Annotated in this window: 12 protein-coding genes and 1 pseudogene; 10 read left to right on the top strand and 3 right to left on the bottom strand. The window is 73.6% G+C overall.

Features of this window, described 5'->3' with window-relative positions:
- The first annotated feature begins 108 nt into the window (after positions 1 to 108).
- Entirely contained in the window at positions 109 to 1,845 is a 1,737-nt protein-coding gene (locus tag KGD84_RS06740) for a proline--tRNA ligase (RefSeq protein ID WP_220565576.1), read from the top strand.
- A gap of 340 nt (positions 1,846 to 2,185) precedes the next feature.
- Here KGD84_RS06740 and KGD84_RS06745 read toward each other — a convergent pair whose 3' ends face one another.
- A complete protein-coding gene (locus tag KGD84_RS06745) occupies positions 2,186 to 2,632 on the bottom strand; it encodes a DUF4439 domain-containing protein (RefSeq protein WP_220559393.1) in 447 nt (148 codons plus the stop codon).
- Between the two features lie 43 nt (positions 2,633 to 2,675).
- On the bottom strand, positions 2,676 to 3,170 hold the full coding sequence (locus KGD84_RS06750) for a ferritin-like domain-containing protein (RefSeq protein WP_220559394.1): 495 nt from the start codon (positions 3,168 to 3,170) through the stop codon (positions 2,676 to 2,678).
- A 375-nt stretch (positions 3,171 to 3,545) separates the two neighbouring features.
- Here KGD84_RS06750 and rimP point away from each other — a divergent pair, with 375 nt between their 5' ends.
- The 7 genes and pseudogenes from rimP to truB all read left to right on the top strand — a co-directional run bounded on the left by rimP (position 3,546) and on the right by truB (position 10,540).
- Positions 3,546 to 4,028, top strand: a complete 483-nt coding sequence (gene rimP, locus KGD84_RS06755) for a ribosome maturation factor RimP (protein WP_220559395.1) — start codon at positions 3,546 to 3,548, stop codon at positions 4,026 to 4,028.
- A gap of 24 nt (positions 4,029 to 4,052) precedes the next feature.
- Entirely contained in the window at positions 4,053 to 5,075 is a 1,023-nt protein-coding gene (gene nusA, locus KGD84_RS06760; RefSeq protein ID WP_220559396.1) for a transcription termination factor NusA, read from the top strand.
- Between the two features lie 27 nt (positions 5,076 to 5,102).
- On the top strand, positions 5,103 to 5,411 hold the full coding sequence (locus tag KGD84_RS06765) for a YlxR family protein (protein WP_220559397.1): 309 nt from the start codon (positions 5,103 to 5,105) through the stop codon (positions 5,409 to 5,411).
- Between the two features lie 212 nt (positions 5,412 to 5,623).
- A pseudogene (infB, locus tag KGD84_RS06770) lies at positions 5,624 to 8,685 on the top strand (translation initiation factor IF-2).
- 87 nt (positions 8,686 to 8,772) lie between these two features.
- On the top strand, positions 8,773 to 9,069 hold the full coding sequence (locus tag KGD84_RS06775) for a DUF503 domain-containing protein (protein ID WP_220559399.1): 297 nt from the start codon (positions 8,773 to 8,775) through the stop codon (positions 9,067 to 9,069).
- A gap of 2 nt (positions 9,070 to 9,071) precedes the next feature.
- On the top strand, positions 9,072 to 9,521 hold the full coding sequence (gene rbfA, locus KGD84_RS06780) for a 30S ribosome-binding factor RbfA (RefSeq protein ID WP_220559400.1): 450 nt from the start codon (positions 9,072 to 9,074) through the stop codon (positions 9,519 to 9,521).
- A gap of 131 nt (positions 9,522 to 9,652) precedes the next feature.
- Positions 9,653 to 10,540, top strand: a complete 888-nt coding sequence (truB, locus tag KGD84_RS06785; protein ID WP_220559401.1) for a tRNA pseudouridine(55) synthase TruB — start codon at positions 9,653 to 9,655, stop codon at positions 10,538 to 10,540.
- 287 nt (positions 10,541 to 10,827) lie between these two features.
- Here truB and KGD84_RS06790 read toward each other — a convergent pair whose 3' ends face one another.
- Positions 10,828 to 11,685: an alpha/beta fold hydrolase gene (locus tag KGD84_RS06790; protein ID WP_220559402.1), complete on the bottom strand. Its 858-nt coding sequence runs from the start codon at positions 11,683 to 11,685 to the stop codon at positions 10,828 to 10,830.
- Positions 11,686 to 11,886: 201 nt separating this feature from the next.
- On the opposite strand from KGD84_RS06790, the gene KGD84_RS06795 reads away from it, so the two are divergent.
- On the top strand, positions 11,887 to 12,834 hold the full coding sequence (locus tag KGD84_RS06795) for a bifunctional riboflavin kinase/FAD synthetase (RefSeq protein ID WP_220559403.1): 948 nt from the start codon (positions 11,887 to 11,889) through the stop codon (positions 12,832 to 12,834).
- 254 nt (positions 12,835 to 13,088) lie between these two features.
- On the top strand, positions 13,089 to 13,358 hold the full coding sequence (gene rpsO, locus KGD84_RS06800; RefSeq protein WP_220559404.1) for a 30S ribosomal protein S15: 270 nt from the start codon (positions 13,089 to 13,091) through the stop codon (positions 13,356 to 13,358).
- The last annotated feature ends 140 nt before the right edge of the window (positions 13,359 to 13,498 follow it).

Here is a 13,498-nt window from a genome sequence, read left to right on the forward strand (position 1 = left end):
GCGCACCCCGGTGGCGCTAGCCTGGGGTTCCCCTGATTCTTTCGAGTTGTTCCAACACCCGCGCCCCGGCCGGGGCGCGTTCACCGAGGAGTGGCCGTGCTACTGCGGATGTCGACCCTGTTCCTGCGCACCCTGCGTGAGGACCCGGCGGACGCCGAGGTGCCGAGCCACAAGCTGCTGGTCCGCGGCGGCTACGTGCGCCGCGCCGCCCCCGGCGTCTACTCCTGGCTGCCTCTGGGCAAGATCGTCCTGGAGAACGTCGCCCGCGTGGTGCGCGAGGAGATGAACGCCATGGGCGGCCAGGAGCTGCTGCTGCCCGCGCTGCTGCCCAAGGAGTACTACGAGGCGACCGGCCGCTGGGAGGAGTACGGCGACACCCTCTTCCGCCTCCAGGACCGCAAGGGCGCCGACTACCTGCTCGGCCCCACGCACGAGGAGGTCTTCACCCTCCTGGTCAAGGGCGAGTACTCCTCCTACAAGGACTTCCCGGTCATCCTGTACCAGATCCAGGAGAAGTTCCGCGACGAGGCCCGGCCCCGGGCCGGCGTGCTGCGCGGCCGCGAGTTCCACATGAAGGACTCCTACTCCTTCGACATCGACGACGCCGGGCTCCAGGAGTCCTACGACAAGCACCGGGCCGCCTACATCCGGATCTTCGACCGGCTGGGCCTGGAGTACGTCATCGTCAAGGCCACCTCCGGCGCCATGGGCGGCTCGGCCTCCGAGGAGTTCCTCGCGGTCGCGCCCACCGGCGAGGACACCTTCGTGCGCAGCACGGGGTCGGACTACGCCGCCAACGTCGAGGCGGTCGCCACCCCGGCCCCCGCCGCCCTGCCGGTCGAGGGGCTGCCCGAGGCGAAGGTCCACCACACCCCGGACACCGCCACCATCCGCACCCTCGTCGACTTCCTCAACGGTCTCGACCTGGGCCGCGACTTCAGCGAGGCCGACACCCTCAAGAACGTCCTGGTCAAGACCCGCGCCCCGGGCTCGGGCGAGTGGGAGCTGCTGGCCATCGGGCTGCCGGGCGACCGCGAGGTGGACTTCAAGCGCCTGGAGGCCGCCCTGGAGCCCGCCGAGGTGGCGCTGCTGGACGAGGCGGACTTCGCCGCCAACCCGTTCCTGGCCAAGGGCTACATCGGCCCCCGCGCGCTGCTCGACAACAAGGTCCGCTACCTGGTCGACCCGCGCGTGGTCACCGGCACCGCCTGGGTGACCGGCGCCGACCGGACCGACCACCACGTCATCGACCTGGTGGCGGGGCGCGACTTCACCCCGGACGGCGTCATCGACGTCGCCGAGGTCCGCGACGGCGACCCCTCCCCGGACGGGCAGGGCACCCTGTACACCGCGCGGGGCATCGAGATCGGCCATATCTTCCAGCTGGGCCGCAAGTACACCGACGCCTTCCAGGTCGACGCCCTGGGCCCGGACGGCAAGCCCAAGCGCATCACCATGGGCTCCTACGGCATCGGCGTCTCCCGGGTGGTGGCCTCGGTCGTCGAGCAGTCCCACGACGACAAGGGCATCGTCTGGCCGCGCGAGATCGCCCCGGCCGACGTGCACGTCATCGGCACCGGCAAGGGCGACCAGATCGAGGAGGCGCTGCGCATCGCCGGTGAGCTGGAGGCCCGCGGGCTGCGCGTGCTGGTGGACGACCGCAAGGGCGTCTCGCCTGGTGTGAAGTTCACCGACGCCGAGCTGCTGGGCGTGCCCACCGCCGTCATCATCGGCCGCGGCCTGGCCGACGGCGTGGTGGAGCTGCGCGACCGCGCCACCGGGGAGCGCGAGGAGGTCGCCCTGGACGCGATCGTCGAGCGCGCCGCGGCCGCCTGCCGCGCCTGACCCGCGCGAGAACGGCCCCGCCCGGAAGCCCGGGCGGGGCCGTTCCGTCGGTCCGTGTCCCTGCGGACCTCCGCCGCGCTCCGCCCGCCCGGCGCCCTCGACGGACGGCCGACGGCCGCGGGTCCGGCCCGCTCGCACCCGCTGGAAGGTCCTCGGCGGGCGGCCTGCGGCCGGGGCTCTGCCCGCCGGGCGCCTGCCACCGCCCTTGACGGACGGCGGACGGCCGCAGTCCTGGTCCGCTCGTCACCCGTTAGAAGGTCCTCGGCTGAGGACTGACGGCCGACGGCCGCGGCTGTGCGGCCTCGCCCGGCGCCCGGGGGGCGGGCGAGGGCGGTGGGCGCTAGGCCTCGTCGAAGCCCGGCAGGGCGCCGGGCTCCCCGCCGCCTTCGACCACCCGGACCGCCGCCTCCTGGAGGCCGCGGGCCCCCGCGGTGCGCAGGTCGGTGTCGCGGGCGGCCGACAGCCACGCGTAGGCGCGGGCCGTCGCCTCCTCCAGCCCCAGCAGGAAGGAGTCCAGGGCGGCGTCGTCGCGCGACGCCGGCAGGGGGTAGGTCGCCAGCGCGGGCGCCGGGTCCACGCCCGCGGCCACCGACAGGGCGTGCAGTTCGTCACGCAGCGCCTTGTGCACCAGCGCCGCCTCCCCGGCCCGGGTGCGGTAGTCGAGGTCGCCCCCGGCCCCGCCCGCGAACTCGTACCCGTACACCGCCGCGTGCTCGGCGGCCAGGGCCTCCGCCAGGGCCGCGGGGCCGTCGTCGGCCGCCTCGACGGACAGGTCCGCGTCACTCACCGGGCACCGCCACCTTCCATCGCTCTCTCCATCGCCCGGCCGCTCACGCGCGCGCCAGCAGGTGGGCGTGCACGGCCTCACAGGCCCCGATACCGCTGATCAGCTGGGCCAGGCCGGGGTCGGACACCGCCGCCGCCTGGTCGATGCGGGCCGCCGCGGCCGAGGCCTCCAGCACCCGCAGCCCCTCGGCGTCGGGCGCGGTGTCCGGGGCCGGGTCGGTCGGCTCCCCGGACGGGGCCGCCGACTCCTCCGCCGCCGACTTCTCGGGCAGCGCCGCCGTCAGGGCGTCCACGTGCTCCAGGTGGTGGGCGCGCAACCGCTCCAACAGGTCGGACGGCCCCGAGCCGGTCTCGATCGCCGCGGCGTAGCGGGCCGCGACCAGCTCCTTCTCCCACAGCAGCGAGCGGACCACGTGCTCGTCGGGGGTCACGTCGGCCGGATACCAGTCGGCCCCGCCGCACCCGCTCAGGCCGACGGCCCCGGCGACCGCCGCCGCCGCGCCCAGGACCGTACGGCGGCTGATCCCGACCTCGCCCACGCGCTCTCCCCTCCGTGCCCGGCCCTCCGCCCCGCGCCGCCCTCGGCGCCGGACGCCCGGCCTCTTCGTTCTCGCGCTCCCATCTTTCCACGCCCGGCGCCGGAACCGGTCCCCGTCCACACCCCCTGCGGGACAGGGCCTGCGGGTCCGCCGGGACACACCCCGACGCGCCCCCGCCACGGACGGCGACCTGGAAGGGGTCCGGGTGTGGATACCCTTGCACCACGACCGCCGTCGTACGCGACGCGCGGCCGGTTCGCGTCCCCGAGCGGGAGCGGACCCACCAGTCGAAGACTTACGTACAGAGCTGGACCGCCCCGTACACCGGCCCGAAGGCCGCGCGGGCGGGATTCTCGCCTTGAAGGGGCACACCACATGGGAGCGCAGGCGCGTGAGGAGCGCATCGCCGAGCTGCTGGAACCCGTCCTGGCCGCGGCCGGGCTGGACCTGGAGGCCGTCGAGCTGACACCGGCCGGCAAGCGCCGGGTGCTGCGCGTGGTCGTGGACTCCGAGAACGGGGTGGACCTGGACACCGTCGGTGAGGTCAGCCAGGAGGTCGACACGGCCCTGGAGTCCTCCGACGTCATGGGCGAACTGCCCTACGTCCTGGAGGTCACCTCCCCCGGGGTGGACCGTCCGCTGACCCTGCCCAGGCACTGGCGCCGCTCGCGCGGGCGCCTGGTGCAGGCCACCCTCGCCGAGGGCGGCGGGATCACCGGTCGGGTCACCGAGGCCGACGACGAGGGCGTCACCCTGGACGTCGAGGGTCGTCCCCGCACCTTCACCTACGCCGAGATCGGCAAGGGCAGGGTGCAGGTGGAATTCCGCCGTGCCGCCGACACCGACGCGGCGGACTAGAGGGGGAGCCCCGTGGACATTGACATGAGCGTTCTGCGCAGCCTGGAACGCGAGAAGGACATCTCCGTCGAGCTGGTCGCCCGGGCCATCGAGGACGCGCTGCTGATCGCGTACCACCGGGAAGAGGGCCCCGACAAGAAGGCCAGGGTCGAACTCGACCGCTCCACCGGGCACGTCACCGTGTGGGTGGCCGAGCTGGACGAGGAGGGCGACGTCGTCGGCGAGTCCGACGGCACCCCCACCAACTTCGGCCGCATCGCGACCTCCACCGCCAAGCAGGTCATCCTCCAGCGCCTGCGCGACGCCGAGGACGAGCTGACCCTGGGCGAGTTCGCCGGGCGCGAGCACGACATCGTCTCCGGCATCATCCAGCAGGGCAAGGACCCCCGCAACGTGCTGGTCGACCTGGGCCGGATCGAGGCGGTGCTGCCCCCGCAGGAGCAGGTGCCCACCGAGACCTACACCCACGGCGAGCGCCTGCGCGCCTACGTGGTGCAGGTCCGCAAGGGCCACCGCGGCCCCTCGGTGACCCTCTCGCGCACCCACCCCAACCTGGTGCGCAAGCTCTTCGAGCTGGAGGTCCCCGAGATCGCCGACGGCACCGTGGAGATCGCGGCCATCGCCCGTGAGGCCGGCCACCGCACCAAGATGGCGGTCCGCTCCAACCGGGGCGGCGTCAACGCCAAGGGCGCCTGCATCGGCCCCCTGGGCAGCCGCGTGCGCAATGTCATGGCGGAGCTGCACGGGGAGAAGATCGACATCGTCGACTACTCCGACGACCCCGCGGTGTTCGTCGCCAACGCACTGTCCCCGGCGCGGGTCAATTCCGTGGAAATCCTCGACATGGCCGCCCGGGTGGCCCGGGTGATCGTTCCCGACTACCAGCAGTCGCTGGCGATCGGCAAGGAGGGCCAGAACGCCCGCCTGGCCGCGCGTCTGACCGGATGGCGCATCGACATCCGCTCCGACGCGGAGGTCCCGCAGGACGCCGACGAGGCCGAGGACGGGACCGGCGCGGGCGGTCGCGGCGCCGCGACGGACGGTTAACGGGTCGCGGTCGTGGCTCGACGCGATATGGTTGCCGAAGACGGTCCCGACCGTCCCACGCGCACGTGTGTGGGGTGCCGGTCGCGGGCAGTCCAATCCGACCTCGTTCGGATGGTGGCCGAGGGCACGGCCGTCATCCCCGACGTTCGGGGTCGACGTCCGGGTCGCGGTGCCTACCTGCACGACGATCGGCGCTGCCTCGAGGCGGCCGAGCGCAGGCGGGTGTGGTCACGCGCCTTTCGGAGGGGACCGGGCGACGGTGGGTGGGACGTTTCACGTGTGGAGGCGCTGTTCGGTGTCACCCCGCACGACCCGCCGGCGGACCCGTCCCGATAGGGTTGGAATGTCCGGGCCGGCCTCCGGGTTGTAGTGACCGAGGTCGGCGTGCAGTGCTGCGCGCTGCACGAGTTGTGTACGGCCCATTGTTGTGTAGCGATGAGGAAGCAGGTCGAGATTGCGATGAGCGCCTGATGAGTACGCAGCGATGAGTACGAGCTAACAACGGTCCGGCACGAGCCCATGTCCCGGACCGAAGCTGAAGGAGAGTAGTGGCGAAGGTCCGGGTGTACGAACTCGCGAAGGAGTTCGGAGTAGAGAGCAAGGCCGTCCTGGCCAAGCTCAACGAGATGGGCGAATTCGTCCGTTCGGCGTCCTCGACGATAGAGGCCCCCGTCGTGCGACGCCTGCAGGAAGCTTTCAACAACGGGAACGACGGCGGCAAGAAGGGCGGGGCCCCCAAGCCCGGCCCGCGCGCCGAGTCCTCCGCGGCCCCCAAGCCGGGGCCCGCGCCCAAGCCGGGTCCCAAGCCGGGTCCGGCCGCCAAGCCCGCCCCGCAGTCCCCGGCCGCGCAGCCCCCGTCCTTCCAGGGCGAGCCCGCGCGTCCGGCGGGCCCCAAGCCGGGCCCCAAGGCCCCGCGCGGCGAGTCCGGCCAGCGTCCCGGCGGTGCTCCGCGCCCCGGTCCGCAGGGCCGTCCCGAGGGCGGCGCCCCGCGCGGCGACCGTCCCGAGCGCGGTGACCGCCCCGAGCGCGGCGAGCGCCCGCAGCGCGGCGACCGCGGTCCGCGTCCCGAGGGCCGCAGCCCCCGTCCGGGCCCGCGCCCGGCCGGTCCGCGCCCCGGCAACAACCCGTTCCAGACCAACGCCTCGGGCATGGGTGCCAGGCCGGCCCCGCGTCCCGGCGGCGGCGCCCCGCGTCCGGGCGGCCCCAGCGGCCAGGGCGGTCCCCGTCCCGGCCCGCGTCCGGGCCCGCAGGGCGACCAGCGCGCTCCCCGCCCCGGCGGTGGCGCTCCGCGTCCGGGTGCTCCCGGCGCCCAGGGCGGTCCCCGTCCCGGCCCGCGTCCGGGTCCGCAGGGCGACCGCGCCCCGCGTCCGGGCGGTGCCGCGGGCGTGCCGCGTCCCGGCGGCGCGGCTAGCGCCCCCGCCCCGGTGGCGGCGCTCCGCGTCCGGGCGGTCCGCGCCCCAGCCCGATGAACATGCCCTCGTCCCGTCCCGCCCCGGCCGAGCGGTGCCGGTCGCGGCGGTCCCGGCGGCGGTCGTCCCGGCCCCGGCGGCCGCGGCCGCGGCGGCGCCCCGCGGGTGCCGGCGGTCCGCGTCCCGGCGGCGGCGGTGGCGGCGGCGGTCGTCCCGGCGGCGGCGGTGGCTTCGGCGGCCGTCCCGGCGGCGGTGGCCGCGGTCGCGGCGGCGGCACGGCCGGTGCGTTCGGCCGTCCGGGCGGTCGTCCCGGGCGTGCCCGCAAGTCCAAGAAGCAGCGGCGTCAGGAGTTCAACGACCTCCAGGCCCCGTCGTTCGGCGGCGTCAAGATCCCGAGCGGCAACGACCAGGTCATCCGCCTGTCCCGCGGCGCTTCGCTGTCCGACTTCGGCGACAAGATCGACGTCAACCCGGCGTCGCTGGTCCAGGTGCTGATGCACCTGGGCGAGATGGTCACCGCGACCCAGTCCCTGCCGGACGAGACCCTGGTGCTGCTGGGCGACGAGCTCAAGTACCGCATCGAGGTCGTCAGCCCGGAGGACGAGGACCGCGAGCTGCTGGAGTCCTTCTCCATCGAGTTCGGCGAGGACGACGGCACCGAAGAGGACCTGCGTCCCCGTCCGCCCGTGGTCACCGTCATGGGCCACGTCGACCACGGTAAGACCCGACTGCTGGACACCATCCGCAAGACCAACGTCGTGAGCGGCGAGGCCGGCGGTATCACCCAGCACATCGGTGCCTACCAGGTCGCCACCGAGGTGGACGGCGAAGAGCGCAAGATCACCTTCATCGACACCCCCGGTCACGAGGCGTTCACCGCCATGCGTGCCCGCGGTGCGAAGGTCACCGACATCGCGGTCCTGGTGGTCGCGGCCGACGACGGCGTCAAGCCGCAGACGGCCGAGGCCATCGACCACGCCAAGGCGGCCGAGGTGCCGATCGTGGTGGCGGTCAACAAGATCGACGTCGAGGGCGCCGACCCGCAGCGGGTCCGCGCGCAGCTCACCGAGTACGGCCTGGTGGCCGAGGAGTACGGCGGCGACGTCCAGTTCGTGGACATCTCCGCTCTCCGCGGCACCAACATCGACGCCCTGCTCGAGTCGATCGTGCTGACGTCCGACGCGGCCCTGGACCTCCAGGCCAACCCGGACATGGACGCGCAGGGTCTGGCCATCGAGGCCTACCTGGACCGCGGCCGCGGCTCCACGGCCACGGTGCTGGTCCAGCGCGGCACGCTCAACGTCGGCGACTCGATCGTCTGCGGCGACGCCTACGGCCGCGTCCGCGCCATGCTCGACGAGCACGGCCAGAACGTGCAGAGCGCCGAGCCGTCCCGTCCGGTGCAGGTGCTGGGTCTGACCAACGTTCCCAGCGCCGGCGACAGCTTCCTGGTCGTCAAGGACGACCGGGTGGCCCGCCAGATCGCGCAGCAGCGCGAGGCGCGCGAGCGCTTCGCCCAGCAGGCGCGGTCGGCCCGCCGTGTCACCTTCGAGACCTGGCAGGACCACCTCAAGGAGGGCGAGCGCTCCGAGCTGCTCTTGCTCATCAAGGGTGACATGTCCGGTTCGGTCGAGGCGCTCGAGGAGTCGCTGCTCAAGATCGACGCGGGTGGCGAAGAGGTCAACATCCGGGTCATCGGGCGCGGTGTCGGTGCGATCACGCAGAACGACATCAACCTGGCGGCCTCCGCCGACGCCATCATCATCGGCTTCAACGTTCGGCCCGAGGGCAAGAACAGCGAGCTCGCCGACCGCATGGGCGTCGACATCCGCTACTACTCGGTCATCTACCAGGCCATCGACGAGGTCGAAGCCGCCGTCAAGGGTCTCCTCAAGCCCATCTACGAGGAGGTCAAGCTCGGTTCGGCCGAGATCCGCGAGGTCTTCAAGGTGCCCCGGATCGGCAACATCGCCGGTTCGATCGTCCGCGACGGCATCATCCGCCGCAACTCCAAGGCGCGGCTCATCCGCGACGGGGTCGTCATCTCCGAGAACCTCACGGTGGACTCGCTCCGCCGGTTCAAGGACGACGCGACCGAGGTCCGCGAGGGCTTCGAGTGCGGTATCGGTGTCGGCTACAACGACATCCGCATCGAGGACGTCATCGAGACGTACGAGATGCAGGAGAAGCCCCGCGACTAGGAGTCGCGAGGCCTGATCCACCGGGGCCCCGGACACGAGCTGTCCGGGGCCCCGCCTTTGACGGTTCACAACACCACAGGTGATCACTTGTACGTTGGGGCGCTGACCCTGGACGTCCTTCTGGGCGACGTCCACTCGCTCAAACAGAAGCGTTCGGTGGTGCGGCCGGTCATCGCCGAGCTGCGCCGCAAGTTCTCGGTGTCGGTCTCCGAGGTGGGAGAGCACGACCTGTACCGTCGCGCCAAGATCGGCGTCGCGGTGGTCGCCCCCACGGCGGCCCACGCCCGGGAGCAGATGGACACCTGCGAGCGCTTCGTCGCGGGCCGTCCCGAACTGGAGCTGCTGTCCGCCAGGCAGCGGCTCTTCAACGAAGAGGAAGACTGACCATGGTTGACGCCGCACGCGCGCGAAAGATCGCCGACCGCATCCAGCGCATCGTCGCCGAGATGCTGGACCGACGGATCAAGGACCCGCGCCTGGGATTCGTCACCGTGACCGACGCGCGCATCACCGCCGACCTGCGGGACGCCACGGTGTACTACACGGTGTTCGGCAGCACCGAGGACCGGGCCGCCTCCGCCGCGGCGCTGGAGAGCGCCAAGGGCCTCATCCGCAGCGAGGTGGGCAGGCAGACCGGCATCCGGCACACGCCGAGCCTGACCTTCGTCATCGACGAGGTTCAGGAGAACGCCCAGCACATCGAGGAGCTGCTGGTCAAGGCGCGGCAGTCGGACGCCGAGGTGGCCCAGCGGGCCACCGGCGCCAGCCCGGCGGGCGAGGCCGACCCCTACAAGGCGCCGCGTGAGGCCGAGGACGACGACGAGGACGAGGAGTAGCCCTCCCGTCCCGTGCCGCGGGGAGACCGCGGCCGGAGACGCCGGCCGGGGACCCTCCGGTCCCCGCCGTACGGGCGGCGGCGCAGCGCCGCCGCCCGCTCCCCTTTCCCGACCCCTTCCCGAGGAGACCGATGGCCGAGAGCGGCGTCGTGGTGATCGACAAACCCGCCGACTGGACCTCGCACGACGTGGTCGCCAAGACCCGCGGGCTGGCCAGGACGCGCCGGGTCGGACACGCGGGCACCCTGGACCCGATGGCCACCGGTGTCCTGGTGCTGGGGATCGAGAAGGGCACCAAGCTCCTGGGCCACCTCACCCTGACGGAGAAGGCGTACGACGCCACCCTCCGGCTGGGGCTCACCACCAACACCGACGACGCCGAGGGCGAGCCGGGGGAGCGGGTGGACGCCTCGGGGGTGACCGACGAGGCCGTCCACGAGGCGGTGCGGGCGCTCACCGGGGAGATCATGCAGGTCCCGCCGCAGGTCAGCGCGATCAAGGTGGACGGCGTGCGGGCCTACAAGTCGGCGCGGAAGGGCCAGGAGGTCGAGCTGAAGGCCCGCCCGGTCACCGTCTCCGCGTTCGAGGTCACCGGCATCCGCCGGGTGACCGACGAGGCGGGGACGTTCGTGGACGTGGACGCCTCCGTCGTCTGCTCCAGCGGCACCTACATCCGCTCCCTGGCCCGCGACGCGGGCGCCGCCCTGGGCGTCGGCGGCCACCTGACGGCGCTGCGCCGCACCCGGGTGGGCCCCTACGACCTGGCGCAGGCGCGCACCCTGGACCAGCTGGCGGAGGAGTTCACCCAGGTCCCGCTGGCGGAGGCGGTCGCCGCGGCCTTCCCGTCGCGCGCGCTCACCGAGGAGGAGACCCGGCGGGTGCGGCACGGCAACCGGATCGACCCCACCGACCAGGGGCGGGGGCCCATCGGCCTGTTCGCCCCCGACGGCCGGGTGATCGCGCTGGCGGAGAACCGCCGCGACCACATGAAGCCCCTGGTGGTCTTCGAACCCGCCTAGTCCGTGTTCCTTTGAACCTCCGCTGCGCTTCGGCCCGCCCGTCGCCCGCCACCACCCTCAACGGACGGCCTGCGGCCGCAGCCCGGTCACCTTGTTCGGCGCCCCTCGAGGGCGGGAACCTTCGGCCCCTCCGTCGCAGTCCTCGCCCGCCCGTCGCCCACCACCTCCCTCAACGGATGGCCTACGGCCACAGGCTTTCCTCGAGGACCGCTCCTTCGGGGCCTCCAGAACCCCGCCGGGCGCCTCACGAACCCCGGCGGCACAGGAGAGCGTTCAAAAAACAGGCATTAGGCAGCGGGGACCTCGGCGAGGAAGCCGGCCAGGGCGGCGGTGAGTTCGGCGGGGCGCTCCACCGAGGGCACGTGCCCGGTGTCGGGCAGCTCCAGCAGCCGGGCGCCGGGGATCCCGGCGTGGTAGAGGTCGGCGACCTCCTGGATCTCGCGCACGTCGGACAGGCCCTTGACGACCAGGGCGGGCACGCCGACCTCGGCGAGCCGCCCGTTGGCCGGCGGGTCGATCCACCGGGGCGTGTTGGCCGGGGAGGACCACAGGCGGGCGAACAGCTCGCGCAGCATCAGCAGGCTCAGGTCCCAGGACTCCGGGGGGAGGTCCTCGGGGGAGCGGCCGGGGCCGGCCACCATGAACCGGGCCTGCGCCTGCGCCATCGCGGCCACGTCCGCGGGGTCGGGGGCGGCGTTCCCGGCCCGGTAGCGGGCCAGGCGCTCGGGCGGGACGGCGGGGCCGACGGCGGCGGCCGCCGCGTCCGTGAACGACTGCGGCCACCGGTGGCCGGACATCCCCGGGCAGACCAGGGCCAGGGCGCCGACCCGGCCGGGCGCGGCCAGCGCGGCGTCCACGGCGTGCGCGCCGCCGTACGACGCGCCCACCAGGGCGGCCCGGTCGATGTCCAGGGCGTCCATGAGGTCGAGCAGGTCGCGGTGGTGCTCCACCGGCCCCCCGTGGTCGGCGGAGCCGCCGACCCCGCGCCGGTCGTAGCGCACCACCCGATGGTCCGCGGCCAGCGCGGCGAACTGGTGGTCCCACATGCGCCGGTCGGCCAAGCCCGCGTGCAGCAGCACCACGGCCGGTCCGTCGCCGGCCTCGTCGTAGGCGAGTCGGGTCGAGCCCGTGTCGATCATCGGCATCCGGGCAGGCTAACGACCCCCCCGCTCCCTGTCGACCCCCTTCTCCCCACCGCAGAACCCCGGCGCTCCCGAAGCACGGCCCGCCGGGGCACGGGCGCCGCGGGGGGACTGGTGTCGGCGGGCGGGCGGCGGACGTGGCAGGCTTGGGGCGAGGGGGCCGCAGGGCCCTCCGCCTGGCCTCGTGACGAAGGGGAGTCGGACGTGCGGCGATGGGACGGGCCGGAGGGCGTGCCCTCCGGATGGGGGCGGTCCGTGGTGGCCGTCGGTGTCTTCGACGGTGTGCACCGGGGACACCGGGCCCTCCTGGCGACCGCGGTCGAACGGGGCCGGGAGCTGGACCTGCCGGTGGTCGTGGTGACCTTCGACCCGCACCCGGAGGCGGTGCTGCGCGGCGTGACCCCGCCGGTGCTCACGCCGGTGGAGCGGCGGATCGAGCTGCTCGGCGGGTACGGGGCGGACGCCGTGTGCGTCATGCCGTTCACCAAGGACCTGTCGGCGCGCACCCCCGAGGAGTTCGTGCGCGGCCTCCTGGTCGACCGGCTGCACGCCGCGGCCGTGGTGGTGGGCGAGGACTTCCGGTTCGGGCACCGGGCCGCCGGAGACGTGGCCGAGCTGGCCCGCCTGGGCGGGGAGTTCGGCTTCACGGCGGACGGGGTCGCGCTGGTCGCCGACGGGGAGGCCATCACCTCCACCCGGGTGCGCGGCCTGCTGGCCGACGGCGACGTCGCCGGGGCCGCCGCGCTGCTGGGGCGCCCGCACCGGGTCGAGGGCGAGGTCGTGCACGGCGCCGCGCGCGGCCGCGAGCTGCTGGGCTTCCCCACCGCCAACATGGACCTGCCCCCGCACACCGCCGTCCCGGGCGACGGCGTGTACGCGGGCTGGCTGAGCCGGGTCGAGCCGGTCCCGGGCCGCGAGTCGCGCTGGCCCGCCGCGATCTCGGTGGGCACCAACCCCACCTTCGACGGCGCCGAGCGGACCGTGGAGTCCTACGCCCTGGACCGCGACGACCTGGAGCTGTACGGGGTGCGGATGACCGTGGACTTCACCGAGCGCATCCGCGGCCAGGAACGGTTCGACCGGCTGGACGACCTCATCGTCGCGATGCGGCGCGACGTCGAGCGCTGCCGCGCCGTCCTGGGGGTCTCCTGAGCCGGGGAGACCGCCCCCACGCTGCGTGCACGCCCGCGCCCTCCGTGTTTGCGGTAGGGTGGAGTCGTCCACGTGTGCCCCGCACGAGGTCACGGTAGCGTGACCCGAGGGGGAGCGCGATGTCCTCCCGCCGTCGGCGGGAGCCGCGCGGCACACCCGACGGTGACTGTTCGTACGCGTGGTCACCGCGTCTGACCCCGGTCCCTTCCGGCCGGGTTCGCCCTGCGTACCGAATCATTGAGAAAAGGAACGACGTGTCGATCGACGCCGCCACCAAAGAGAAGATCATCGCCGAGTACGCCACCGGCGAGGGCGACACCGGCTCCCCCGAGGTCCAGGTCGCGCTGCTCACGCACCGCATCACCGAGCTCACCGAGCACCTCAAGGACCACAAGCACGACCACCACAGCCGTCGCGGCCTGCTCCTGATGGTCGGCCGTCGCCGCCGTCTCCTCAAGTACATCGCCAAGCAGGACATCACCCGCTACCGCTCGCTGATCGAGCGCCTGGGCCTGCGCCGCTAGGACGTCGGAGGGAGCGGCTTCGGCCGCTCCCCCTTTCTTAGTAGGGTGTACGTGTCGGCGGTCACCGCCGCACCCGCACGCCAACTGAACAGAGACCACCCGCGCCCATCACTCCCTCGGCCGCAGAGTCGAGGCCGGTC

It is taken from the genome of Nocardiopsis changdeensis (assembly GCF_018316655.1).
GTDB lineage: Bacteria > Actinomycetota > Actinomycetes > Streptosporangiales > Streptosporangiaceae > Nocardiopsis > Nocardiopsis changdeensis.

Bases quoted from the DNA above. Each gene is read 5' to 3' on its own strand.
- KGD84_RS06740 (WP_220565576.1), top strand. From the start codon at position 109: ATGTCGACCCTGTTCCTGCGCACCCTGCGTGAGGACCCGGCGGACGCC.
- KGD84_RS06765 (WP_220559397.1), top strand. From the start codon at position 5,103: ATGGTTGCCGAAGACGGTCCCGACCGTCCCACGCGCACGTGTGTGGGG.
- KGD84_RS06790 (WP_220559402.1), bottom strand. From the start codon at position 11,685: ATGCCGATGATCGACACGGGCTCGACCCGACTCGCCTACGACGAGGCC.
- rimP (WP_220559395.1), top strand. From the start codon at position 3,546: ATGGGAGCGCAGGCGCGTGAGGAGCGCATCGCCGAGCTGCTGGAACCC.
- truB (WP_220559401.1), top strand. From the start codon at position 9,653: ATGGCCGAGAGCGGCGTCGTGGTGATCGACAAACCCGCCGACTGGACC.
- rbfA (WP_220559400.1), top strand. From the start codon at position 9,072: ATGGTTGACGCCGCACGCGCGCGAAAGATCGCCGACCGCATCCAGCGC.
- nusA (WP_220559396.1), top strand. From the start codon at position 4,053: ATGAGCGTTCTGCGCAGCCTGGAACGCGAGAAGGACATCTCCGTCGAG.